Here is a 22411-nt window from a genome sequence, read left to right on the forward strand (position 1 = left end):
TGAGCACACAGAACCGCCCTGCCGCCTCGGATGGCAGGGCGGTTCTGTCGTTCCGTCAGGACTCGCTCAGCGCCGCCTCGAACTCGGCCATGCCGACCTGCTCGCCGCCGATCCAGAGCCAGCGGACCCGGCGCCCGTCCTTGATCTTGGCGACGTCGCCCGCCTTCTGGAGGGCGCGCAGGTCGCCGTCGCAGACGGCACCGTGTTCGGACGACTTGAAGCAGCCGCCCTCGCCGCACTGGTGCCACACGTCGCCGCGGGCGTGGCGAGGGTCGCCCGGCCGGATGGTCCCGAGTGTCCACTCCAGGTAGGACATGTAGCCGCCGATCCGGTCCCGAATCTCGCCGATCAGGAGCGGCCGCCCGGCGTCCCGCAGGGCCGCCGCCACCTGCTCGCGGGCGTGGACGCGCTGCGCTGCTCGTGCCTGCCTCGGGGCGCTCATGCCTTGCTCACCCGCTCGAGCGCGTCACGAGCGGTCTGCAGGGCGGCGATCGCGTCGCTGAGCACGTCGATGCCCGACCGCTGGCCGCCGTCCCACAGAACCTCGTCGATGGCGTCGCCGTCGTGGCCAAGCGCGATCACGATGCGCCCCGCTTCGGCGGGCGAGAGGAACTTGCCGGCGTGGTCGCCGATCAGCAGGTCGCCGTCGCGCTTCACGTAGAGCTCGCGCCCGTCGGCGTCGGTGGCTCGGATGTCGATCGGCTCGATGGTCGTCATGGGCGCGTTCGCGGTCGTCGTCATGTCGGAACGATCCGGCATCGGCTCCTCGGCCGCGGGGTTGTTTCGGGAGGTGACGGTCAGTCCTTCGATCATCGAGAACGTGACGCCGTACCGCCCGCACTCGCAGGCGACCGGCCGCGAGCCGCCCTGGCTGGCCTCGATCACGTCGTGGCCCCTCACGGGCCGCAGGACGTGGCGGCCGTCCGCGCAGGACGCGCAGACGATGCCGTCGCGGGAGAGGTAGACGTGGCCCGCTTCGAGGGACCTCATGGGAGAGTTGTTCATGGTGCTGGTGCCTCCTAGTGGCATCGGTTCCTGGCCCCTGGTCGGTGTTGCTGCACCGGCCGGGGCCGCTTTGTTGTCGCGGGTCGTAGTCCGCAAATAGTCCGCAAGACGTTCCAAAGAGGCCAACGGCGCTCAACGGTCGCGGATCGTGTTTGGGCAGGTCAGGCGGCATGTTGCTCATGTAGCCAACGCCAGTCACCTATGCGGGGAGAGTTCGAGCTGTACTACGACATCTGAGCCGCCGGTCCTCGTGACCTGCGTCTAGGTGCCTGAGACGGCCCCTGACCTGCACGATCGTCCTCGGACGTCGGGCAGCGTCAGGGGCCGTTGTTCGTGGGCGCCAAGGCCGGTCCTCAGCCGTCAGCTCTTCAGCGCCGGCCAACCACGTGACCGTTGGTCAGTCACCCAGGCCCGAACCCGATCGATCTCGATCTGGTAGCCGAGCCGCGGATAGTCGCTCCACTGTGGGTTTCCCGGCCACAGGAGCTCGACCTCGATGTCGCCGCCGCGGGCGGTGATGGAGAAGAGCTCCCGGGTGTCGCGACGCGAGCCGACGACCATCCCGGTCAGGAGGTGGTCGCACGTCATCCCGGGGATGCCTTCGACCGGCGCGCCGGGCACCAGGAACGTGGCCATCAGGAACCTGAGCCACGGCACCATATGGTTCGCCTTGTCGCCACCGTTGTAGCTCAGGCAGCACCCCTCGTCGCACACACCCCAGTTCGACCACCCCCGCGGCGCGTCCCTCAGCAGTCCGCGCAGCAGCTCGTCGTCCTCGTCCGCCACCCGAAGAGGAGCACCCGGCTCTCTCAGGTACGGGGATCCGGCGATGCGGTTGATGGCCGAACGCTCGCGCGGCCCGAGCGGCGGATCGATCTGGAGGTAGCCGACGAAGTCAGTCTGGTAGCCCATGCCGGGCAAGACTGCGCCGCATCGACCAGGCGGGCAACGCGGGCCAGACCGGCTGTGGACAACTTGACCGGCCACCCGCTCGCGACGCCCCGACCGGGCCGTCCGAGACCGTTTGCGCACCTCCGCGCCGCTGCACCAACGACGCAGCGCTTGCACCTCGGGCGGCTCGTCGGTCGCTACGCTGGAACCATGACGGACGTCGTACCCGAGACCCGGGGGCCACTCAGCGGCCCGACCGGTCGGCGCGTCGCTTCCCGCATCGGCGAGGTGCGCGCTCTGCTCCAACGCCACGGAGTCAGCAACGCCCGGGTGTTCGGGAGCGTCGCGCGTGGCGACGACCGGGAGGGCAGCGACCTCGACCTCCTGGTCGACTTCGCTCCCGGCACGACCCTCTTCGACCTCGTCGGGATCCAGATGGAACTCGAGGAACTGCTCGGGATCGACGTCGACCTGGTCCCGGAGAACGGGCTGAAGCCGCGCATGCGGTCCCGCGTCGAGCGAGACCTCGTGCCACTGTGAGCCGCTCCGACCTCGACCGTCTGTACGACATCGCCGAGGCCATCGAGGCGATCCGGTCTCACGTCGACCACGGGCCAATGACCGACGTACTCGTATTCGACGCCGTGCGGATGCGACTTCTCGAGATCGGCGAGGCCGTCAAGGCGCTGACCGAGGGCGTCACGGAGAGCGAGCCCGAGATCCCGTGGCGCACGATCGCCCGGTCCCGCGACCACCTCGCCCATCGCTACTTCGCCTCCGAGGTGGAGATCCTCACCGACACCGTCACCACCGATCTCGAGCCACTCCACGCAGCGGTGACCCGGCTCATCGGCGACCTGACGTCGGGCGAGGACTCGACATCGCGCGGCCCCGGCGCGGCGCCAGTCTGACCAGCAACACCGTTTCTGCAGGTCAGCAGACCCCTGTGGCCCGCAACCGCCGGGGCGCACGGCCCGGGAGGCATGTAACACGCCGTCCACCGCACCTCCGGGCCGTTCGCGGTGCTTCCGGCCCGCCACAACGGGCTCGAAGCGCGGCCGACGGCCGACCAGATCCGCGAACAGCGTGTTACATCGCTTCGGCTCGCCGGCCACCCGATCGCGCTGACCGATCGGATGGCCGGACAGCCCTCAAGGCCCGTCAGGCGCGATCGGGCATGCGCGGCGCGTGCCCGGCTCGGGAGGGATGCCGAGGACGTTGCAGCCCGCGGCGACGGGAGAGGACCTCGACGCGGTCGACATCGTCCAGCCCCTCCCCCACGCGTCGGGCCTCCTCCTCGGTCAGTGGGCGCAGGTCGGCGATCGCGTCGGCCAGCGTGAGGATCGCGAGCTGGCGGGGCGACCACGCAGGGCTCGGCATCGCGTCGGTGACCCTACGGCTCCAACAGCCGGGAGCGGGTGACGAAGCGGACGCCCTCGGGCGCCTCCAGCGAGAACCCGGCGCCGCGGCCGGGCACGACGTCGATGGTGAGGTGGGTGTGGGACCAGTACTCGAACTGGGCGGCCGACATCCAGACCGGGACGACCCGGTCGAGACCGATGTCGAGGTCCCCGAGGTGGACGTCGGCACCTCCGACGCGGAACTCGCCGTCGGGGTAGCACATGGGCGCCGAGCCGTCGCAGCAGCCGCCGGACTGGTGGAACATCAGCGGCCCGTGCCGGCCGGTGAGGCGGCGGAGGAGCTCCGCCGCCTCACCGGTGACCGCGACCCGCGCGCCCGCCCCGGCCACACCCTCCGAAGCCGTCGTACGGGCCCCGGCCATCAGAAGAAGCCGAGGGCGTCGGGCGAGTAGGACACCAGCAGGTTCTTGGTCTGCTGGTAGTGGTCGAGCATCATCTTGTGCGTCTCGCGGCCGATCCCAGAACCCTTGTAGCCGCCGAACGCCGCGTGCGCCGGGTAGGCGTGGTAGCAGTTCGTCCACACCCGGCCGGCCTGGATGCCCTTGCCGGCGCGGAACGCCCGCGCCCCGTCGCGCGACCAGACGCCGGCGCCGAGACCGTAGAGGGTGTCGTTGGCGATCTTGAGGGCGTCGGCCTCCTCGTCGAAGGAGGTCAGCGACACCACCGGCCCGAAGATCTCCTCCTGGAAGATCCGCATCGAGTTGTCGCCCTCGAACACCGTGGGCTGGACGTAGTAGCCGCCGCTCAGGTCGCCACCGAGATCGAGCCGCTCGCCTCCGGTGAGGACCGTGGCGCCCTCGCGCTTCCCGATGTCGATGTAGGACAGGATCTTCTCGAGCTGGTCGTTCGAGGCCTGCGCGCCCATCATCGTGTCGGTGTCCAGCGGGTTGCCCTGCTTGATGGCCTCCACCCGCGCGATCGCATCCGGCACGAAGTCCGAGTAGATCGAGCGCTGCACCAGCGCCCGCGACGGGCACGTGCACACCTCGCCCTGGTTGAGGGCGAACATCGTGAAGCCCTCGAGCGACTTGTCGTAGAAGGCGTCGCGCTGCGCCGCGACGTCCTCGAAGAAGATGTTGGGGCTCTTGCCGCCGAGCTCCAGCGTCACCGGGATGATGTTCTCGCTGGCGTACTGCATGATCAGCCGCCCGGTGGTGGTCTCGCCGGTGAACGCGATCTTGGCGATGCGCGGGCTGGAGGCCAGCGGCTTGCCGGCCTCGACGCCGAAGCCGTTGACCACGTTGACCACGCCGGCCGGCAGCAGGTCGCCGATGAGCTCCATGAGCTTGAGGATCGACCACGGGGTCTGCTCGGCCGGCTTGAGGACGACGGCGTTGCCGGCGGCCAGCGCCGGGGCGAGCTTCCACACGGCCATCAGGATCGGGAAGTTCCACGGGATGATCTGGCCGACCACGCCCAGCGGCTCGTGGAAGTGATAGGCGATGGTGCTCTCGTCGATCTCCGAGATCGAGCCCTCCTGGCCCCGCAGCACGCCCGCGAAGTAGCGGAAGTGGTCGACGGCGAGGGGAAGGTCGGCGTTGAGGGTCTCGCGGACCGCCTTGCCGTTGTCCCAGGTCTCGATGACCGCGAGGTCCTCCAGGTTCGCCTCCATGACGTCGGCGATCTTGAGCAGGACGTTCGCGCGGTCGGCGGGAGAGGTGCGCCCCCACGCAGGGGCCGCGTTGTGGGCGGCGTCCAGGGCCGCCTCGATGTCCTCGGCCGTGCCGCGGGCGACCTCGGTGAACGGCTGGCCGGTCACCGGGGTGATGTTCTCGAAGTAGTCGCCCCGTACCGGGCCGACCCACTCGCCCCCGATGAAGTGGCCGTAGCGGGCCTTGACGTCGATGGCCGAGTCGGCGGTGCCGGGCGCTGCGTGGATGGTCATGATGGAGACTCCGATCCTCGGGATGTGACTGCGATCACAAGGTAGGAGCGGCGACGTTGCGACCACGTTGCAACGTCCGCGGCGGCGGGAGGTCAGCCGAGCTCGCTGTCCAGCCGGGCCAGCTGCCCCTGGACCAGCGGCTGCATCGGCGAGGTCGCCGACAGCGTCGACTGGAGCGCCTGCCACATCTCGTAGTCGTCCGCACCCCAGGCCGACCGGGTCCACGTCGACATCAGGTCGGCCTCGCCGCTGGTGAGCACGGCCCGGCGCAGGGACCCGTGGACCGCATCGCGGAGCGCGATCACGCCCGGCGCCGTCGACCGCGGCAGGAGGGGGCCTCGGTACGCCTGCAGGGCGGCGCGCGTCTGCCCGCCCGCCGCCTGGGCCTCGACCGCCAGCCAGTCCGCCATCACGTCGGCGGCGAGCCGGTACGGCCGCGAGGCGAGCACCTGGGCGCCGAGCAGGCTCCGCAGCCGGTTGAGCTCGGCCCGCAGCGTCGAGGAGCCGCCGTCCTCGGCGTACAGCTGGATCGCCAGCTCGTCGCCGGTCAGGCCGGTCGGGCTGCCGGCGAGCAGCACGAGGATCTCGGAGTGCCGCGGGGAGAGCCGCATCTGCGGGGAGCGGGCGCCGTCGGCGGAGATCGTCAGCAGCGCGTCGGACCGGCCGAGCCCCTCCACGAGCAGCTGCGTGCCGCGGCCCGGGAGCGGCTCGTACGCCGGCCCGGAGTCGCCGCGGGCCAGCTCGGCCTCGGCCATCCTGGCGGCCGCGCGGACCATCGCCATCGCCTGCGGGACGGCCAGCCCCGGTCCCCCGGTCACGTCGAGCACGCCCAGCAGGCTGACCGTCGACGGGTCGTGGATCGGCGCGGCCACGCAGCTCCAGTCCTGGACGGACCGCCGGAAGTGCTCACCGCCCAGCACACCCACCGGTCGGTCCAGGCGCAGCGCCAGGCCGGGCGCGTTGGTCCCGGCCAGCCGCTCGTCCCAGTTGCTGCCCTCGACGAACGCGATCGACTCGGCGCTGCGCAGCGTGCTGGAGTTGCCGCACACCCACAGCAGCTGCCCGGCGGCGTCCGAGACCGCCATCAACGATCCGGTGTCGCGCGCCGCCTGCCCGAGGATGTCCTCCAGCAGCGGGAAGACCCGGGCCAGCGGGTGCGCGGCGCGGTAGTCCCGGAGGTCGTCGTCGGGGAGGGTGATCGGCGCCTCGGGCTGATCGAAGCGGACACCCGCCGCGGCGGACCGGTGCCAGCTCTCCGCCACCTCCGCGCGCAGGCCACCCGCGGCCGCGGCGGCGTCGTCGGCCGGCTCCCCGGGGTCTCCAGGCATGCCGGGAGCCTAGCCGCGAGGCCCGAACAGCACCTCGACCGCGCGGGAGTCGGCGTACTCCTCGAAGCGCGCGATCCGGCCGTCACGCACCGTGACGACCAGGCAGGACGGGATCCGCACGGGATCGCCGGAGCCGCTGGTCCCGACGGTCACCGACTGCACCACCCAGCCGTCGTCGGAGACCCGCACCCGGACGTCCTCGACCCGCAGCGTGGCTCCGGCCTGCACCGACCGCGTCCGCGAGGGCGTACGACGGATCTCGGCCTCCCACTCCCCCGCGTTGTGCCAGGTGCTGACGCCGTCGGCGTAGACGTCGTCGTCGGCGCGCCGGCCGGCCAGGAACGCCGGCAGCCAGCGCTCCAGGAGCGCCGTGCTCCGCGCGATGCCGTCGGCCGTCGCGGGCTGGATGACGGGGTCGGGCACCGGGTCCTCCCTCAGGGAGCCAGCAGGCTCGTCTCGAAGCTGTAGCGGCTGGCAGCGTAGACGTGGCTGCCGTACTCGACGACGGCGCCGTGGTCGTCCCACGTGGTGCGCTGCATGGTGAGCAGCGCGGCGCCCTTCACCTCGTCCAGCAGCCGGGACTCGCTGGCGGTCGCCTGGCGGGCGCCGACGACCTGGGTGGCCATGTGCATCTGGACACCGCGGGCGCGCAGGAGGGCGTAGAGACCCTCCTGCTCGAGCATCTCGGCGGTGAAGTCGGCGATACCGGGGGGCAGGTAGTTGGTCATCTTGGCGATCGGTCGTCCACCCGCGCTGCGCAGCCGCACCGCACGGACGAGGGGCTCGCCGAGCTCGATGCCGAACCGCTCGGCAAGCTCGACGTCGGCATCGACCTCCTCCAGCGCCAGCACCTGGGTCTCCGGCCCCTGCCCGCCGGCGGCCAGGTCGTCGTACAGGCTGGTGAGCTCCAGCGGACGCTTCACCTTGGGCTGGACGACCCGGGTGCCGACGCCGCGCCGGCGGACGACCAGGCCCTTGTCGACCAGGTGCTGCATCGCCCGGCGCATCGTCGGGCGCGAGACCCCCAGCTGCTCGCCGAGCTCGATCTCGTTGGTGAAGAGCGTGCCCGGCGGGATCTGGCCGGACGTGATCGATCGCTCCAGGTGCTGAGCGACCTGGAAGTGCAGGGGCACCGGGCTGCGCCGGTCCACGACGATCGGAGGCACAGCGACCTCGTCGACCGTCGTCTCGCCGTTGTCACTCATCGGTTCATTCTCCCAGGTCGACACACGGACCCCGGTCCGTCTCGTTGTCATGCGGTCACCACCAGCACACCGGCAGACATGATGCCCGCCGCGAGCGCCACCCTCTCGAACGTGCCCCGGTCGACGCGCCGGATCGCGTGCACGCCCGCCCAGGCCCCGAGGAGGAGCGCCGGCACCAGGGCCAGGTCGAGCAGGAGCCCGTCCCGCGTGATCAGCCCCAGACCGCTGCTGAGCGGGAGCTTCGCGAGGTTCACCAGGAAGAAGAACCAGGCGACGGTGCCCAGGAAGCCCAGGACGGGCAGGCCCAGGAGCAGCAGGTAGCCGGTCATCAGCGGGCCGGCCGCGTTGGCGGTCATGGTCGCGAAGCCCGCGCCGACGCCCGCGGCCAGCGCCAGCGCGGTGGGCGCGCCACCCGGCCCCGCCTCCGAGGCAGCCATCGCCTGGAGCCGCGGCCCCGCCAGCAGCTGGCCGACCAGCAGCACCAGGAGCAGCACGCCGATCGCGAGCTGCACCGTGCCGTCCCCGGCCACGCCGAGGAACCAGGCACCGAGCAGCAGGCCCGGTACGACGCCGGGCAGGACCCGCGCGAGCACGGCCCAGTCCGCGTGGCGCCGGTAGACGGCGAGGGCGACGAGGTCCCCGACCAGCAGCAGCGGCAGCAGCGTGCCGGTGGACTCGCGCGCCGGCAGGACCGCCACGAACAGCACGACGGCGAGCGCGCCGGCGCCGCTGACCGCCGTCTTCGCGACGCCGACGAGCGCTGCGCCCGCGGCCAGCACGAGCCACGCCAGGGCTGACAATCCCAGCACACGCGCCTCCCTTTGTCAGAACATCTCTGCCCAGCATGAATCAGACGTTCGGGAACGGCAAGCACCAACGCACACCAGGAACGCCGCGCTACCGGCCTTGATCGAGGAACACCGGACGAGCCCCGAAAGATATATGTCGGAATGTCAGAACAAAGTCTTGACGTGAGCCACGTCACGTCCTTGAATGTGATGACCGACACAAAGTCGCCGCAGGTCGAGGCCCCACCGCCCCGGCACCCGCGGATCGACGAGCCCGACGACGGAGTACCCGATGAAACTTGGCGTCTACAACGCGATCCTCCACGACCGCCCGCTCGACGAGGCGCTCAAGGTGGTCACCGGACTGGGACTCGACGGCCTCGAGGTGAACACCGGCGGGTTCCTGCCGCCCGTGCACGTGCCGAACATCGACGAGATCCTGGAGAGCGACAGCGCTCGCGACGACTTCCTCGGCACCTTCGACGCCGCCGGCGCCGAGGTGCTCGGTCTCAACTGCAACGGCAACCCGCTGCACCCCAACCCGACGATCGGCGCCGCTCACGCGGCCGACGTCGTGCGGTCGGTGCGGCTGGCCCACCGCCTCGGACAGCACCGCGTGGTCACCATGTCGGGCCTCCCCGGCGGAGAGCCCGGCACGGTCCGGCCGAACTGGATCGTCAACGCCTGGAACTCCGCGGCCCTCGACGTGCTCGACTACCAGTGGGGCGTGGCCGAGGCCTTCTGGTCCGAGGTCGACGCCCTGGCGCGGGACCTCGACGTCCAGGTGGCGCTCGAGCTGCACCCCCAGAACCTGGTCTTCAACCCGGCCTCGATCCTCGAGCTCCGCGAGCGGATCGGCGCCACCAACATCGGCGTCGAGCTCGACGCGTCCCACCTCTTCTGGCAGCAGATGGACCCCGTGGCGGTCGTCGACCACCTCGGCGACGTCGTCGTCCACGCCGCGGCCAAGGACGTCCGGGTCAACGAGCACGCCGCGATCAACGGCGTGCTGGACAACAGCTTCCGCCGACTCGACCCCGCCGAGCACCGCGTGAACCTGGGCGGCGACGAGTGGGCCAACGAGTGGCCGCGCCCGTCCGCGTGGGACTTCGTGGCCGTCGGCAAGGGCCACGACGTCGACTACTGGGCCGAGTTCCTCGCCGCCCTGCACCGCGTCGACGCCGACATGATCGTGAACATCGAGCACGAGGACACCTCGCTCGGCCCCATCGAGGGCCTCCAGTTCGCGAGCAGCGTGCTGCTCGATGCCGCGAGCCGAGCCGGTCTCCGATGACACCCCCACACGTCGTGCCGCGCCGAGCAACGGGCTCCGCAGGCCACGAGGAGCCGGGCTCCACGGCGACACCTGGAAATGAGAGAGGACTAGCAATGAACGCAGTGCACAAGTCGGGACGCGGTGCGCGGAGCGCGCGCGGCCTGCTCAAGATCGGCGCGGCTCTGGCGGCGCTGGCCGTGTCGGTCACGGCCTGCACGTCCGCGACGGACAGCGGCGGCTCCAGCAGCTCGAGCGGCTCCGGCGGCGGCGACCTCGGCGACGGCGGCAAGAACATCTGCGTCATCGGTGGCGCCGACGCCTTCTTCGCCGTGGTGAAGAACGGCGCGGATGCCGCAGGGTCGGTGGTCAAGGACGCCGGCAACACCTACACGTGGATCTCGCTGCCGACCTACGACAACATCGGGCCGGACATGGTCAAGCTGGTGCAGCAGGCCGTCAGCAACAAGTGCACGGCGCTGTCGCTCCCCGACTGGGTGCCGGACTCCATCAACCCGGCGATCGCCTCGGCCCAGGACTCCGGCCTCAACGTCTTCCTCTACAACGCGGGCGGCGACGAGCTCGACGCCACCGGCGCCCTCGGCTACTTCGGCACCGACGAGTACGAGGCGGGGGTCGCGGCCGGCGAGTACTTCGCTGAGAACGGCGCCAAGAACGTCATCTGCGTCAACACCTCCCCGGGATCGGTCAACATCGAGGCCCGGTGCTCCGGCACCGAGGACGGCGTCAAGAAGAGCGGCGGCACGAGCGACCAGCTGGTGCTCCCGGGCAAGTCCTTCGGCGACGCGGCGGCGATCTCCAACGCGGTCAAGGGCGCGCTGACCGAGGACCCGACGATCGACGGCGTGATCACCATCAGCTCGGCTGACGCCGACGCCGCCGACGCCGGCATCAAGGCGGCGAACAGCGAGGCCCTGAGCGGCTCCTTCGACGTCTCGGAGAACATCCTCAACCGTGTCAAGGACGGCTCCCAGCTGTTCGCCGTGGACCAGCAGGGCTGGCTCCAGGGCTGGCTGGCCGTCTCCGCCGCCTGGCAGTACGACCAGTACGGCATCCTCCCCGCGACCAACACGATCCTCACGGGTCCCGCACTGATCACCGCCGACAACGTCGACACGGTCTCCGCCGGCGTCAAGACCGGCCAGCGCTGAGCGCACCGGGGATGGGCCGGCCCCGACGGCCCATCCCCACCGGAGTTTCACTACCTAGGAGTTGAGTCTCGTGACCAATCTCGGAAATCTCGTGCGCAGGCCGGAGTTCGCCGCTCTCGTCGGCACCCTCTTCGTCTTCGTCTTCTTCGCGTGGTTCGGGCGCCCGAACTTCACCTCGACCTCGGGCTACGCGACCTGGCTCAACGTGGCCGCCGAGCTCGGGCTGGTCGCCCTGCCGGTCGCGCTGGTCATGATCGCCGGCCACCTGGACCTCTCGGTGGGCTCCATCATCGCCGCCGGCGCGATGACGTTCGCGATCCTGTCCGGCTACTACGACCTGCCCTCGTGGCTCGGGGTGCTCGCCGGGCTCAGCGTCGGCGTCGCGGTCGGCTTCCTCAACGGCTACATCGTCACCCGGAGCAAGCTGCCATCGTTCATCGTGACTCTGGCCACGCTGTTCGCCCTCCAGGGCCTCGTCTTCGGCGTCACCCGGCTGACGACCGGCACCGTGCTGGTCTCCGTGCAGGTCGACTCCGGCGTCAAGAACATCTTCGGCGGGCTGATCGGCGACCAGTACGAGACGGCGATCCTGTTCTTCCTCGGCATGGCCGCGCTGATCTCCTGGATCCTCTACAAGACGAAGTACGGCAACTGGATCTTCGCGATCGGTGGCGACGACACCTCCGCCCGGGCCGCGGGCGTGCCGGTCGACCGGACGACCATCTGGCTCTACATGGGCAGCGGGTTCGGCGCGGCGCTCCTCGGCGTGATCCAGGTGTCCCTCTACGGCAGCGCCCAGGTCTCGGCCGGCCAGTCCTACGTCTTCAACTCCATCATCGCCGTGGTCATCGGCGGCGTCCTGCTCACCGGCGGCTACGGGTCAACCATCGGCGTCATCTTCGGAACCATGACCTTCGCGATCGTCTACCAGGGCATCTACTACACCGGCTGGGACTCCGACTGGTCGTCGCTGATCCTCGGCCTCCTGCTGCTGATCGCCGTGCTGGCCAACAACACCTTCCGGAAGCTCGCGCTCTCCGGCGGCAGGTCGAAGGACAAGCCCACATCGGTGGCCGAGGACGACGCGCGTGTCGAGCCCGAGGTCGCCACCCAGGCCAAGGAGGAGACCAATGTCTGACAAGTCCACCGCTCTCATGAGCGTCAAGAACGTCTCGAAGGTCTTCGGCGGCTACGAGGCCCTGGCCGACGTCTCGCTGGAGATCCGCGCCGGTGAGGTGCTGTGCCTGCTGGGCGACAACGGCGCCGGCAAGTCGACGCTGATCAAGGTCCTCTCCGGCTTCCACGAGCCGACGTCGGGCTCGATGGAGTTCGACGGCAAGCCGGTGCGGTTCACCAGCCCCCGGCTCGCCTCGGACCTGGGCATCTCCACGGTGCACCAGTTCGGCGGCACCTTCCCGCTGATGAGCCTCGGCCGCTCGTTCTTCGTCGGCGTGGAGCCCACCAAGGGATGGGGCCCGTTCAAGTTCTTCGACAAGAAGCACGCCAACGAGGTCGTCGTCGAGCAGATGCAGGCGATGGGCATCACCCGGGTGACCGACGGGGAGCGGCTCGTCGGCAGCCTCTCGGGCGGCGAGCGCCAGGTGTCCGCGATCGCCCGAGCGGTCTACTTCGGCGCCAAGGTGCTCATCCTCGACGAGCCGACGGCCGCGCTCGGCGTGAAGGAGGCTGCCCACGTCCTCCGGATCATCATGCAGGCCAAGCACCGCGGCATCGCGGTGGTGCTGGTCACCCACAACGTGTCGCACGCGCTGACGGTGGGCGACCACTTCGCGGTCCTCATCCACGGCCGCAAGGCCGACGACTTCGCCCGGGGCGAGCGCACCCGCGAGCAGGTCACCGACCTGATGGCCGGCGGCGAGGCGATGGCCGAGCTCGAGGCCGAGCTGAGCCAGCTCACCGGATCGCCGACCGACATCCACTGAGACGTCCGGGCCGATCCCGCGATCCGGGGTCGGTCCGGACCACCAGCCACCGCAAGCCACCGAAAGGGACCACGATGTCCGACCTCCGCATCGGCGTCGTCGGCGCCGGCCTCATGGGCGCCGACCACATCCTCCGCATCCGCGACCGCATCGCCGGGGCGACCGTCACCGCCGTGATCGACCCGGACGCCGCCAAGGCGGAGGCCGCCGCGGCCACCGTCCCGGGCAGTACCGTCTTCGCCAGCCTTCCCGAGGCGATCTCGGCCGGCGCCATGGACGCGGTGCTGATCGCCACGCCGGGCAGGTTCCACCTCGACGACCTGCTGGCCGTCATCGCGGCGGGGCTCCCGACGCTGTGCGAGAAGCCCCTGGTCCCCGACGCCGAGTCGGCGCTGAAGGTGGTCGACGCGGAGGTGGCCGGCGGCCGCCGGCTGATCCAGGTCGGCTTCATGCGTCGCTTCGACGCGGGCTACATGGAGCTGCGCGACATCATCCACGAGCGCCCGTACGGCGAGCTGCTCGCGCTGCGCTGCGCCCACCGCAACCCGTCGGTGCCCGAGAGCTACACGAACGAGATGCTCGTCAACGACAGCCTCGTGCACGAGATCGACGTGGTCCGCTTCCTCACCGACTCGCCGATCGTGGCCTTCGAGGTGAAGCACCTCAAGCGCAACACCAACAACTTCGAGCACCTCCAGGACCCGATCCTGGCGTTCCTCGAGACCGAGACCGGGGTCGTCGCGGACGTGGAGATGAACGTCAGCGTCCGTTTCGGCTACCAGGTGAAGACCGAGGCGGTCTTCGAGAGCGGCATCGCCGAGATCGGCCGCACGGCCGGCACGACCGTGTGGCACGACGGCGCGTACTCCGGCCGCGAGCACGCCTCCTTCAAGACGCGCTTCGCCGCCGCGTTCGAGACCGAGCTGCAGCGGTGGGTCGACGCCGCCAGGAACGGCGGCACCGACGGACCGTCCGCCTGGGACGGCTACCTCGTCGCGGCCGCCTGCGCGGCCGGCGTCGAGTCGCTCACCACCGGCCAGCGGGTCGAGATCGCCTACGCACCCCAGCCGGCCTTCTACCGCTGAAGCCGGACAGATCCGAGACCAGAGAGGCCTGAGCACCGACATGAAGATCGCACTCGACCCGTACATGCTGCGGAGCACCCCGCTGCTCGAGCTTCCCGGGGTCGTCGCGGACCTGGGCTACGAGTACATCGAGCTCTCCCCCCGCGAGGACTTCACCCCGTTCTTCCTGCACCCGCGGGCCGACGACGGGACGGTGCGGGCCTTCAAGAAGGCCCTCGACGCCGCCGACGTGAAGGTGGCCTGCCACCTCCCCCTCTACCGCTGGTCCGGTCCCGACGAGGACGAGCGCCAGGCCGCGGTGCGCTACTGGAAGCGCGCCATCCAGATGACGGTCGACCTCGACTGCCGGGTGATGAACTCCGAGTTCAACGGACGGCCCGAGCAGGCGGAGAAGTCGGAGGCGCAGTTCTGGCGCTCGATGGAGGAGCTGCTTCCGGTGTTCGAGCGTGAGGGCGTGCACCTGCGCCTCGAACCGCACCCGGACGACTTCGTCGAGGACGGGCTGGTCGCGGTCGACATGGTGCGCGGCATCAACAGCCCGCTGGTGTCGTTCCTGTACTGCGCGCCGCACACCTTCCACATGGGCGGGAACATGGTCGAGATCATGGAGTACGCCGGCGACCTGCTGACGCACCTGCACCTGGCCGACTCCTTCGACCACACCGGATCGTCGGGCCTGCGCTACATCACCAACCCGCCGGGCAACCCGATCCGCGTGCACCAGCACCTCGACATCGGTCAGGGCGAGGTCCGGTGGGACGACTTCTTCGGGACGCTCCACAAGCTCGGCTTCGGCGACCGCGAGGACTCGATCATGACCTCCTGCGTCTTCGCCTGGGAGGAGCGCGCGGAGGAGTCCAGCAGGTTCATGCGGACCACGATCGACGAGTACACGCGCGACTGGTGAGCCGGCCGCACGGCCGGCTCCACGACCACCAGCACCAGGCTTTGTCACAACTTAACAAGCCGCATAGGGCGCATCGAACCGCTGGCGACCCCGGTCGCCCCGACCTCGCGCACCCCTTGTTGGCAGTAAATGTTAGAACATAGACTGACGGACGATTCGCAGCGACCAGAAGGGAGCAGCCAGTGAGGACCATCGAGCACTGGATCGCAGGCAAGCCGACCACGGGGAGCGCCGACCGCGTCGGCCCCGTCTACAACCCGGCGACCGGGGCGCAGCAGGCGGAGGTCCTGCTCGGCTCCCGGGGAGACGTCGAGGCCGCGATCGCGGCCGCCGCCGACGCGTTCCCGGCCTGGTCGCAGACCTCCCAGAGCGCGCGGACCAAGATCCTCTTCGCCTTCCGCGAGCTGGTGAACCGCCACGCAGGGGAGATCGCCGAGCTGATCACCGACGAGCACGGCAAGGTGCTCTCCGACGCCGTGGGCGAGGTGCAGCGCGGGCTGGAGGTCGTGGAGTTCGCCTGCGGCATCCCCAGCCTGCTCAAGGGCGACTACTCCGACCAGGTGTCCACCAACGTCGACACCTACTCGTTCCGCGAGCCCCTCGGCGTCGTCGCCGGGATCACGCCGTTCAACTTCCCGGCCATGGTCCCGATGTGGATGTTCCCCGTCGCGATCGCCTGCGGGAACACCTTCGTCCTCAAGCCCTCCGAGCGCGACCCCTCCGCGTCGATGCGCCTGGCGGAGCTGTGGCGCGAGGCCGGCCTCCCGGACGGCGTCTTCAACGTCGTGCACGGCGACAAGGTCGCGGTCGACACCATCCTCGACTCCCCCGACGTCGCGGCCGTCTCGTTCGTCGGCTCGACGCCGATCGCGAAGTACATCCACGAGCGCGGGTCCGCGACCGGCAAGCGGGTGCAGGCCCTCGGCGGGGCCAAGAACCACGCCATCATCCTTCCGGACGCCGACATCGACTTCGCCGCCGACCACCTCGCCGCCGCCGCCTTCGGCTCCGCCGGCGAGCGGTGCATGGCGATCTCCGCCGCGGTCGCGGTCGGCTCGGCCGGCGACCGGGTGGTGGAGGCCGTCAACGAGCGGGCCCGCGCGGTCCGCGTCGGCAACGGCCGCGAGGCCGGCACCGAGATGGGCCCGGTCGTCACCCGCGCCGCGCAGGAGCGCATCGTCGGGCTGATCGGCAGCGGCGAGAGCCAGGGCGCCACCATCACCGTCGACGGCCGCGACCTGCGGGTCCCCGGACACGAGGACGGGTTCTTCGTGGGCCCCACCGTCATCGACCGGGTGTCGACCGAGATGGACGTCTATCGCGAGGAGATCTTCGGACCGGTCCTCTCCGTCGTCCGGTCGGGCTCGGTCGAGGAGGCGATCGCCCTGATCAACGCCAACCCCTACGGCAACGGCACCGCGATCTTCACCAACTCCGGCGAGGCCGCCCGCACCTTCCAGCGGGGCGTGCACGTGGGGATGATCGGGATCAACGTGCCGGTCCCGGTGCCGATGGCCTTCTACTCCTTCGGCGGCTGGAAGAGCTCGCTCTTCGGCGACAAGCACATCCACGGCCCCGAGGGCGTCTCGTTCTACACCCGGGCGAAGGTGATCACGGCCCGCTGGCCGCACGTCGACCACGCCAGCGAGGCGTCCTTCCACTTCCCGACGGCCAAGTGAGGACGAGTGACGAACCGTGTCCACCCCTGACCTGCTGACCATCGGTCGCGTCGGCGTCGACCTCTACCCGCAGCAGACCGGCCCGCTCAAGGACGTCTCGACGTTCGCGAAGTTCCTCGGTGGCACCGCGACCAACGTCGCGGTGGGCGCCGCCCGCCTCGGGCACCGCACCGCCGTCCTCACCAAGGTCGGAGCCGACGGCTTCGGCGACTACGTGCGGGAGGCCCTCGAGGGCTTCGGCGTCGACCCGTCGTACGTCGGGACCTCCGAGGACCTGCTCACGCCGGTCGTCTTCTGCGAGCTCGACCCGCCGGAGGACCCGCCGCTGCTCTTCTACCGCCGGCCCACGGCGCCCGACCTCACGCTCGTCGAGGACGACGTCCCCTGGGACCTCGTCACCGACGTGCCGATCCTGTGGGTCACCGGCACCGGCGTGAGCGTCGAGCCGGCCCGGTCCACCCAGCTGGCGATGCTCGCGCGCCGGGGCCGTCCCGAACCCGGCAGCGGACGGCACACCGTGCTGGACCTGGACTGGCGCGACATGTTCTGGCCCTCGCCCGCCGAGGCGCGGGCCGAGTACACCGCGATGCTCGACCAGGTGACGGTGGCCGTCGGCAACCGGGCCGAGGTCGAGGTCGCGGTCGGCACCGCCGACCCGCACGAGGCCGCCGACCGGCTGCTCGCCCACGGCCTCGAGCTGGCCCTGGTCAAGATGGGCGGCGAGGGGGTCCTCGTGGCCACGCCGGAGACCCGCTCCGTCGTGCCGCCCCACCCCGTCGAGGTGGTCTGCGGCCTGGGGGCCGGGGACGCCTTCGGCGGGGCCCTGGTGCACGGCCTGCTGTCGGGGTGGGACCCCGTCCGGACGGCCGAGTACGCCAATGCAGCCGGCGCGATCGTTGCCTCGCGCCTCGCCTGCGCCGACGCCATGCCGACCCTCGACGAGCTCGAGGCGATCGTGACCGCACGAGGAGCACACGCATGACCCAGCTGACGACGGACGCCGCGCGCGCCGTACCGACCCTGTCCGACGAGCAGTGGCGCGGGCTCCTGGAGGTCCGGGCGACCGACCCCGGCGCCGTGGCCCGGGCGTACGCCGCCCGGCGGCGCCCCGACCCGCTGCTGTCCCGGAAGGAGAGCCTCTTCCTGGTCGCGGCGGACCACCCGGCCCGCGGCGCACTCACCGCCAGCGGAGACGCGATGGCGATGGCCGACCGCCGGTCCCTGCTCGCCCGCATGATCGCCGCCCTGGAGAACCCGGAGGTGGACGGCATCCTCGGCTCCCCGGACGTCGTCGAGGAGCTGCTGCTGCTCGGCGCGCTCGAGGGCAAGGTGGTCATCGGGTCCATGAACCGCGGCGGGCTCGACGGTGCGACCTGGACGATGGACGACCGGTTCACCGGGTACGACGCCGACAGCATCTCCGAGTCCGGGCTCGAGGGCGGCAAGATGCTGCTCCGCATCGACGACCGCGACCCCTCGACCGCCGGGACCATCGAGGCGTGCGCCCAGGCCGTGACCGACCTCGCGGAGCGGGGCCTGATGGCGATGGTGGAGCCGCTGCCCTACCACCGGGAGGACGACGGCCGGCTGACGCTGCTGAAGGACAGCCGGTCGCTGGCCCGCGCGATCACCATCGCCAGCGCGCTCGGCACCACCAGCTCCCACACCTGGCTCAAGATGCCGGCCTGCGACGACCCGGACACCGTCTACGCCAGCACGACCCTCCCCTGCGTCGTGCTGGGCGGGGTCCCCGGCCCGGATCCCGCCGCCGACCTCCACTCGTGGGGACGGGCGCTGGTCCAGCCGACCGTGCGTGGGCTGGTCATCGGTCGGGCGCTGCTCTACCCGCCCGACGGCGACGTGCGCTCGGCGGTGGCCGCCGCGGCGGCCGTGATGCGGGCGGCGCACCCGGGAGCGCCGGCGGCATGACCATCCACCGTCCCTACTCCGAGGGGTCCACGGACCCCGTCCTGCTGACGCCCGAGGGGGCGGGCTGGGACTGGACCGGCCTGCAGGTGCTACGGCTCGCGCCCGGCGTCCCGCGCGTGGTGGAGACGGGGGCGTCCGAGGCGTTCGTGCTGCCGCTGGAGGGCGGCCTGCGGGTCGAGGTTCCCGGCGAGGCGACGTTCGACCTGGACGGGCGGACCTCGGTGTTCGAGCGCGTCACCGACTTCGCCTACGTCGGGCGCGACACGACCGTGCACCTGACCAGCGAGCCGGGTGCCGTCGTCGCGCTGCCGACCTCGCGCTGCGGCCGGCGGCTGCCGCCGGCGTACGGCCCCGCCGAGGAGGTCCCGGTGGAGGTCCGCGGCGCGGGCAACGCCACCCGGCAGGTCACCAACTTCGGCGTGCCCGGGGTGTGGGACCACGCGGACAAGCTGATCTGCTGCGAGCTGATCACCCCGCCCGGCAACTGGTCGAGCTATCCCCCGCACAAGCACGACGCGAGCGAGCCCTGCCCGGTCGTCAACGAGGAGATCTACTACTACCGGATCGCCGGCGAGGACCAGGTCACGCCCTCGCGCGGCGGGATCGGCTACCACCGCACCTACACCGGCCCCGAGCACGAGGCCGCCGGGCTGGCGCCGATCGACGAGACGCTGGAGGTCCGCGACCACGACGTGGTGCTGGTCCCCCACGGCTACCACGGCCCGTGCGTCGCGGCGCCCGGCTACCCCATGTACTACCTGAACGTGATGGCCGGACCGGCCGAGGACCGCGCCCTCGCGTTCTGCGACGACCCCGACCACGGCTGGGTGCGCGACACCTGGGCGGGCGCGGAGACCGACCCGCGGTGCCCGGTGACCTCGGCCGCCGGCCGGACCGACCAGATGGTCAGCAGCTCACGAGAGAGGCACAGCTGATGAACGAGACCGTTCGGCTCACCACGGCCGAGGCGCTGGTGCGCTGGCTGGTGGCACAGAAGTCCGAGCTCCTCGACGGGAGCGTCGCGCCGCTGTTCCCGGGCGTCTTCGGCATCTTCGGGCACGGCAACGTGCTCGGCCTCGGCGTCGCACTGCACGAGCACCGCGACGAGATCCCGACCTGGCGCGGGCAGAACGAGCAGGGCATGGCGCTGGCCGCGGTGGCCTACGGCCGGGCGATGGACCGCCGGCAGGTCATGGTGGCCACCTCCTCGGTGGGTCCGGGGGCGCTCAACATGGTGACCGCCGCCGGTCTCGCCCACGCCAACCGGCTCCCCGTGCTGCTGCTGCCCGGCGACACCTTCACCGGGCGCGCACCCGACCCCGTCCTCCAGCAGGTCGAGCACTTCGGCGACCCGACCACCTCGGTCAACGACGCCTTCCGCCCGGTGTCGCGCTACTTCGACCGGATCACCCGGCCCGAGCAGCTGATCAGCACCCTGCCGCAGGTCGCGCGGGTGCTGACCGACCCGGCCGACTGCGGCCCGGTGACCCTCGCACTCCCCCAGGACGTGCAGGCGGAGGAGCACGACTTCCCGGTCGCCATGTTCGCCGAGCGGGTCCACCGGGTGCCCCGGCCCCGACCCGACACGGCCGACCTGGCCGCGGCCGCCGACCTGGTCCGGGGCGCCGAGCGGCCCCTGCTCGTCCTCGGCGGCGGCGTGCGCTACTCCGGCGCGGGCGCAGAGGCGATCGCGTTCGCCGAGCGGCACCACGTGCCGGTCGTGGAGACGGTCGCCGGCCGCACCCTCGTTCCGCACGACCACCCGCTGTACGGCGGCGCGCTGGGCATCATCGGCTCGTCCTCGGCGAACGCGCTGGCGCTCGAGGCGGACGTGGTGCTCGCGGTCGGCACCCGGCTGCAGGACTTCACCACCTCGTCGTGGACCGGCTTCTCCTCCGACGTACGGCTGGTGACGGTCAACGCCGCGCGGTTCGACGCCGTCAAGCACAACGCCCACGCCGTCACGGGCGACGCCCGGGAGGCCCTCGAGGAACTGAGCGGCGCCCTCGGCGACACCCGCTTCGGCACGGCCTGGGCCGAGCGGGCGGCCGAGGTGAAGCGCGCGTGGGACGACCACGTCGACACCCTCCGCGCGGGCGTCGGACCCGAGGGGGTCCTCACCTACGCCACGGTCACGGGCGTGGTCAACGACGCCTCCGGCCCCGACGACTACGTGCTGACCGCCTCGGGCGGCATGCCCGGCGAGCTGCACGGCGGCTGGCGCACCGGCGAGGTGAAGCACGGCGCGGCGGCCACCTCCGGCGCGACGATGGACCTCGAGTACGGCTTCTCCTGCATGGGCTACGAGGTGGTCGCGCCGTGGGGTGCCGCGATCGCCCGCGAGCAGACCCACCCGAACGGCCTGGTCACCTCGATCTTCGGCGACGGCTCCTACCTGATGCTCAACAGCGAGATCTACTCCGCCGCCTTCGCGGGACACCCCTACGTGGCGGTCGTCTGCGACAACGAGGGCTTCGCGGTCATCCACCGGCTGCAGACCAACCAGGGCGCCGACGGCTTCAACAACCTGCTGGCCGACTCGCGGGGCCCCGGCGCCGGCGCGGACGGGGTGCGCGTCGACTTCGCCGCCCACGCAGCCGCCCTCGGCGCCCACGTCGAGCAGGTCCCGTACGGCTCCAGCGCGGACGACTTCCGGGCCGCCTACCTCCGGGCCCGGGAGGCCGCGCGGTCCCAGCGCCGCCCCGCGGTCGTCGCCTGCGTGGTCGCGAAGGCCACGTGGACCGAGGCCGGCGCGTGGTGGGAGACGGGCGTCCCGGCCAGCCTCTCCGGGCACGAGGAGTACGCCGAGGCCAAGGAGCGCCAGGTCCGGTGGCTCGGATGAGCGCACCCGTCCGGCCGGTCCGGCTCGGCCTGGTCGGCTACTCGGTCGGCGGACGGCTCTTCCACGCGCCGTTCGTCGCCGCGGCCGACGGCATCGAGGTGGCCGGCGTCGTGACCCGCGACCCTCAGCGCCGCAAGCAGGCGGAGGCCGACTGCCCGGGCGTGGCGGTCTTCGACTCGCTGGCCGACATGCTCGCCCACGGCGATGTCGATGCTGTCACCGTCACCACCCCGCCGCAGACCCGACGCGCGCTGGTGCTCGAGGCGATCGCGGCCGGCAAGCACGTCGTCGCGGACAAGCCGTTCGCCCCCGACGCGGCCGGCGGCCAGGAGCTGGCCGACGCCGCCACCCGGGCCGGGGTGCTGCTCAACGTCTTCCACAACCGGCGCTGGGACGCCGACGTGCTGACGCTCAAGGGCCTGCTGGAGGACGGCCGGCTCGGCGACCTGTGGCGGGTGCACTCGCGGTTCGACCTCGACCAGCCGGGCCTCCTCGAGGCGGGGCCGACCGGCGGCCTGCTCCGCGACCTCGGTGCGCACGTGATCGACCAGATGGCCTGGCTGCTCGGCCCGGTCCGGACCGTCGACGCGCACCTCGATCTCGTCGAGCTCCCCGAGGGCGAGACCGACGCCGGCTTCGTCGTCCAGCTGCGCCACACCAGCGGCGCGGTCTCGGTCGTGGAGTCCAGCAAGCTCAACCACCTCGACGCCCGCGAGCTGCGCGCCTACGGGTCGCTGGGCAGCTTCCGCCACACCGGCATCGACGTGCAGGGCCACGCGCTCTTCGCCGGGCTGAGACCCGTGGACGACCCCGACGGCTGGGGCCGCGCCGAGAGCGGCGGCATCCTCGCCACCGCCGACGGCGAGGTCGAGGTCCCCTCCGCACAGGGGGGCTACCAGCAGTTCTACTCCGGCTTCGCCGCCGCGATTCGAGACGGCGGCGAGGGCCCCTCGCCCGCGCGGGCCGCCGTCGCCACCCTGGCGATCCTCGACGCGGCCCGGCGCAGCGCCGACCTCGACGCCAGCGTGCGCGTCGATGCCTGATCCGCCTCCCGTCGT

Annotated in this window: 24 protein-coding genes; 14 read left to right on the forward strand and 10 right to left on the reverse strand. The window is 71.5% G+C overall.

Annotated features, from left to right (window positions below; translation table 11 throughout):
- Nucleotides 1–55 precede the first annotated feature (55 nt).
- From ABLM29_RS11955 to ABLM29_RS11965, 3 genes are all read right to left on the reverse strand, one after another.
- Entirely contained in the window at nucleotides 56–442 is a 387-nt protein-coding gene (locus ABLM29_RS11955; protein ID WP_349714336.1) for a hypothetical protein, read from the reverse strand.
- Nucleotides 439–885 carry a hypothetical protein gene (locus ABLM29_RS11960; RefSeq protein ID WP_349714337.1) on the reverse strand — a complete coding sequence of 149 codons (447 nt, stop codon included), beginning with the start codon at nucleotides 883–885 and terminating at the stop codon, nucleotides 439–441. Before ABLM29_RS11960 ends, ABLM29_RS11955 begins: the two co-directional genes overlap by 4 nt.
- A 480-nt stretch (nucleotides 886–1365) precedes the next feature.
- Nucleotides 1366–1917, reverse strand: a complete 552-nt coding sequence (locus ABLM29_RS11965) for a hypothetical protein (RefSeq protein ID WP_349714338.1) — start codon at nucleotides 1915–1917, stop codon at nucleotides 1366–1368.
- 189 nt (nucleotides 1918–2106) lie between these two features.
- On the opposite strand from ABLM29_RS11965, the gene ABLM29_RS11970 reads away from it, so the two are divergent.
- Together ABLM29_RS11970 and ABLM29_RS11975 are read left to right on the forward strand one after the other, a co-directional pair.
- Entirely contained in the window at nucleotides 2107–2436 is a 330-nt protein-coding gene (locus tag ABLM29_RS11970; RefSeq protein WP_349714339.1) for a nucleotidyltransferase family protein, read from the forward strand.
- A complete protein-coding gene (locus ABLM29_RS11975; protein ID WP_349714340.1) occupies nucleotides 2433–2807 on the forward strand; it encodes a HepT-like ribonuclease domain-containing protein in 375 nt (124 codons plus the stop codon). Before ABLM29_RS11970 ends, ABLM29_RS11975 begins: the two co-directional genes overlap by 4 nt.
- Nucleotides 2808–3057: 250 nt before the next feature.
- Here ABLM29_RS11975 and ABLM29_RS11980 read toward each other — a convergent pair whose 3' ends face one another.
- The 7 genes from ABLM29_RS11980 to ABLM29_RS12010 form a co-directional block, all read right to left on the reverse strand.
- Nucleotides 3058–3276: a hypothetical protein gene (locus ABLM29_RS11980; protein WP_349714341.1), complete on the reverse strand. Its 219-nt coding sequence runs from the start codon at nucleotides 3274–3276 to the stop codon at nucleotides 3058–3060.
- 13 nt (nucleotides 3277–3289) lie between these two features.
- Complete coding sequence (locus ABLM29_RS11985; protein WP_349714342.1) at nucleotides 3290–3679, reverse strand: DUF779 domain-containing protein; 390 nt, start codon at nucleotides 3677–3679, stop codon at nucleotides 3290–3292.
- Nucleotides 3679–5202 carry an aldehyde dehydrogenase gene (gene adh, locus ABLM29_RS11990; protein ID WP_349714343.1) on the reverse strand — a complete coding sequence of 508 codons (1524 nt, stop codon included), beginning with the start codon at nucleotides 5200–5202 and terminating at the stop codon, nucleotides 3679–3681. The genes ABLM29_RS11985 and adh overlap by 1 nt, the downstream gene beginning before the upstream one ends.
- Nucleotides 5203–5294: 92 nt before the next feature.
- Nucleotides 5295–6530, reverse strand: a complete 1236-nt coding sequence (locus tag ABLM29_RS11995) for a GAF domain-containing protein (protein WP_349714344.1) — start codon at nucleotides 6528–6530, stop codon at nucleotides 5295–5297.
- A gap of 9 nt (nucleotides 6531–6539) precedes the next feature.
- The gene (locus tag ABLM29_RS12000) at nucleotides 6540–6953 is read right to left on the reverse strand and encodes a nuclear transport factor 2 family protein (RefSeq protein WP_349714345.1); all 414 of its coding nucleotides are present in this window, start codon (nucleotides 6951–6953) and stop codon (nucleotides 6540–6542) included.
- Between the two features lie 11 nt (nucleotides 6954–6964).
- Nucleotides 6965–7735 carry a GntR family transcriptional regulator gene (locus tag ABLM29_RS12005; RefSeq protein WP_349714346.1) on the reverse strand — a complete coding sequence of 257 codons (771 nt, stop codon included), beginning with the start codon at nucleotides 7733–7735 and terminating at the stop codon, nucleotides 6965–6967.
- Between the two features lie 47 nt (nucleotides 7736–7782).
- Nucleotides 7783–8544 (reverse strand): TSUP family transporter, encoded by a 762-nt coding sequence (locus ABLM29_RS12010; RefSeq protein WP_349714347.1) that lies wholly within the window; start codon nucleotides 8542–8544, stop codon nucleotides 7783–7785.
- A gap of 271 nt (nucleotides 8545–8815) precedes the next feature.
- On the opposite strand from ABLM29_RS12010, the gene ABLM29_RS12015 reads away from it, so the two are divergent.
- The 12 genes from ABLM29_RS12015 to ABLM29_RS12070 all read left to right on the forward strand — a co-directional run bounded on the left by ABLM29_RS12015 (nucleotide 8816) and on the right by ABLM29_RS12070 (nucleotide 22396).
- Nucleotides 8816–9817, forward strand: a complete 1002-nt coding sequence (locus ABLM29_RS12015; RefSeq protein ID WP_349714348.1) for a sugar phosphate isomerase/epimerase family protein — start codon at nucleotides 8816–8818, stop codon at nucleotides 9815–9817.
- 95 nt (nucleotides 9818–9912) lie between these two features.
- The gene (locus tag ABLM29_RS12020) at nucleotides 9913–10968 is read left to right on the forward strand and encodes a substrate-binding domain-containing protein (RefSeq protein WP_349714349.1); all 1056 of its coding nucleotides are present in this window, start codon (nucleotides 9913–9915) and stop codon (nucleotides 10966–10968) included.
- Between the two features lie 70 nt (nucleotides 10969–11038).
- Nucleotides 11039–12106: an ABC transporter permease gene (locus tag ABLM29_RS12025; protein ID WP_349714350.1), complete on the forward strand. Its 1068-nt coding sequence runs from the start codon at nucleotides 11039–11041 to the stop codon at nucleotides 12104–12106.
- Nucleotides 12099–12911, forward strand: coding sequence for an ATP-binding cassette domain-containing protein (locus ABLM29_RS12030; RefSeq protein ID WP_349714351.1), 813 nt, complete (start codon nucleotides 12099–12101; stop codon nucleotides 12909–12911). The genes ABLM29_RS12025 and ABLM29_RS12030 overlap by 8 nt, the downstream gene beginning before the upstream one ends.
- A 74-nt stretch (nucleotides 12912–12985) precedes the next feature.
- A complete protein-coding gene (locus ABLM29_RS12035; RefSeq protein WP_349714352.1) occupies nucleotides 12986–13996 on the forward strand; it encodes a Gfo/Idh/MocA family protein in 1011 nt (336 codons plus the stop codon).
- Between the two features lie 40 nt (nucleotides 13997–14036).
- Nucleotides 14037–14903 carry a sugar phosphate isomerase/epimerase family protein gene (locus tag ABLM29_RS12040; protein WP_349714353.1) on the forward strand — a complete coding sequence of 289 codons (867 nt, stop codon included), beginning with the start codon at nucleotides 14037–14039 and terminating at the stop codon, nucleotides 14901–14903.
- 182 nt (nucleotides 14904–15085) lie between these two features.
- Entirely contained in the window at nucleotides 15086–16582 is a 1497-nt protein-coding gene (locus tag ABLM29_RS12045) for a CoA-acylating methylmalonate-semialdehyde dehydrogenase (RefSeq protein ID WP_349714354.1), read from the forward strand.
- A 16-nt stretch (nucleotides 16583–16598) separates the two neighbouring features.
- The gene (gene iolC / locus ABLM29_RS12050; RefSeq protein ID WP_349714355.1) at nucleotides 16599–17564 is read left to right on the forward strand and encodes a 5-dehydro-2-deoxygluconokinase; all 966 of its coding nucleotides are present in this window, start codon (nucleotides 16599–16601) and stop codon (nucleotides 17562–17564) included.
- Complete coding sequence (locus ABLM29_RS12055; RefSeq protein WP_349714356.1) at nucleotides 17561–18511, forward strand: Cgl0159 family (beta/alpha)8-fold protein; 951 nt, start codon at nucleotides 17561–17563, stop codon at nucleotides 18509–18511. The genes iolC and ABLM29_RS12055 overlap by 4 nt, the downstream gene beginning before the upstream one ends.
- Nucleotides 18508–19446 carry a 5-deoxy-glucuronate isomerase gene (gene iolB, locus ABLM29_RS12060; protein WP_349714357.1) on the forward strand — a complete coding sequence of 313 codons (939 nt, stop codon included), beginning with the start codon at nucleotides 18508–18510 and terminating at the stop codon, nucleotides 19444–19446. Before ABLM29_RS12055 ends, iolB begins: the two co-directional genes overlap by 4 nt.
- Nucleotides 19446–21353, forward strand: coding sequence for a 3D-(3,5/4)-trihydroxycyclohexane-1,2-dione acylhydrolase (decyclizing) (gene iolD / locus ABLM29_RS12065; protein ID WP_349714358.1), 1908 nt, complete (start codon nucleotides 19446–19448; stop codon nucleotides 21351–21353). Before iolB ends, iolD begins: the two co-directional genes overlap by 1 nt.
- The gene (locus ABLM29_RS12070) at nucleotides 21350–22396 is read left to right on the forward strand and encodes a Gfo/Idh/MocA family protein (protein WP_349714359.1); all 1047 of its coding nucleotides are present in this window, start codon (nucleotides 21350–21352) and stop codon (nucleotides 22394–22396) included. Before iolD ends, ABLM29_RS12070 begins: the two co-directional genes overlap by 4 nt.
- The last annotated feature ends 15 nt before the right edge of the window (nucleotides 22397–22411 follow it).

The organism is Nocardioides sp. YIM 152588 (assembly GCF_040191335.1).
In the GTDB taxonomy this organism is placed as follows: domain Bacteria; phylum Actinomycetota; class Actinomycetes; order Propionibacteriales; family Nocardioidaceae; genus Nocardioides.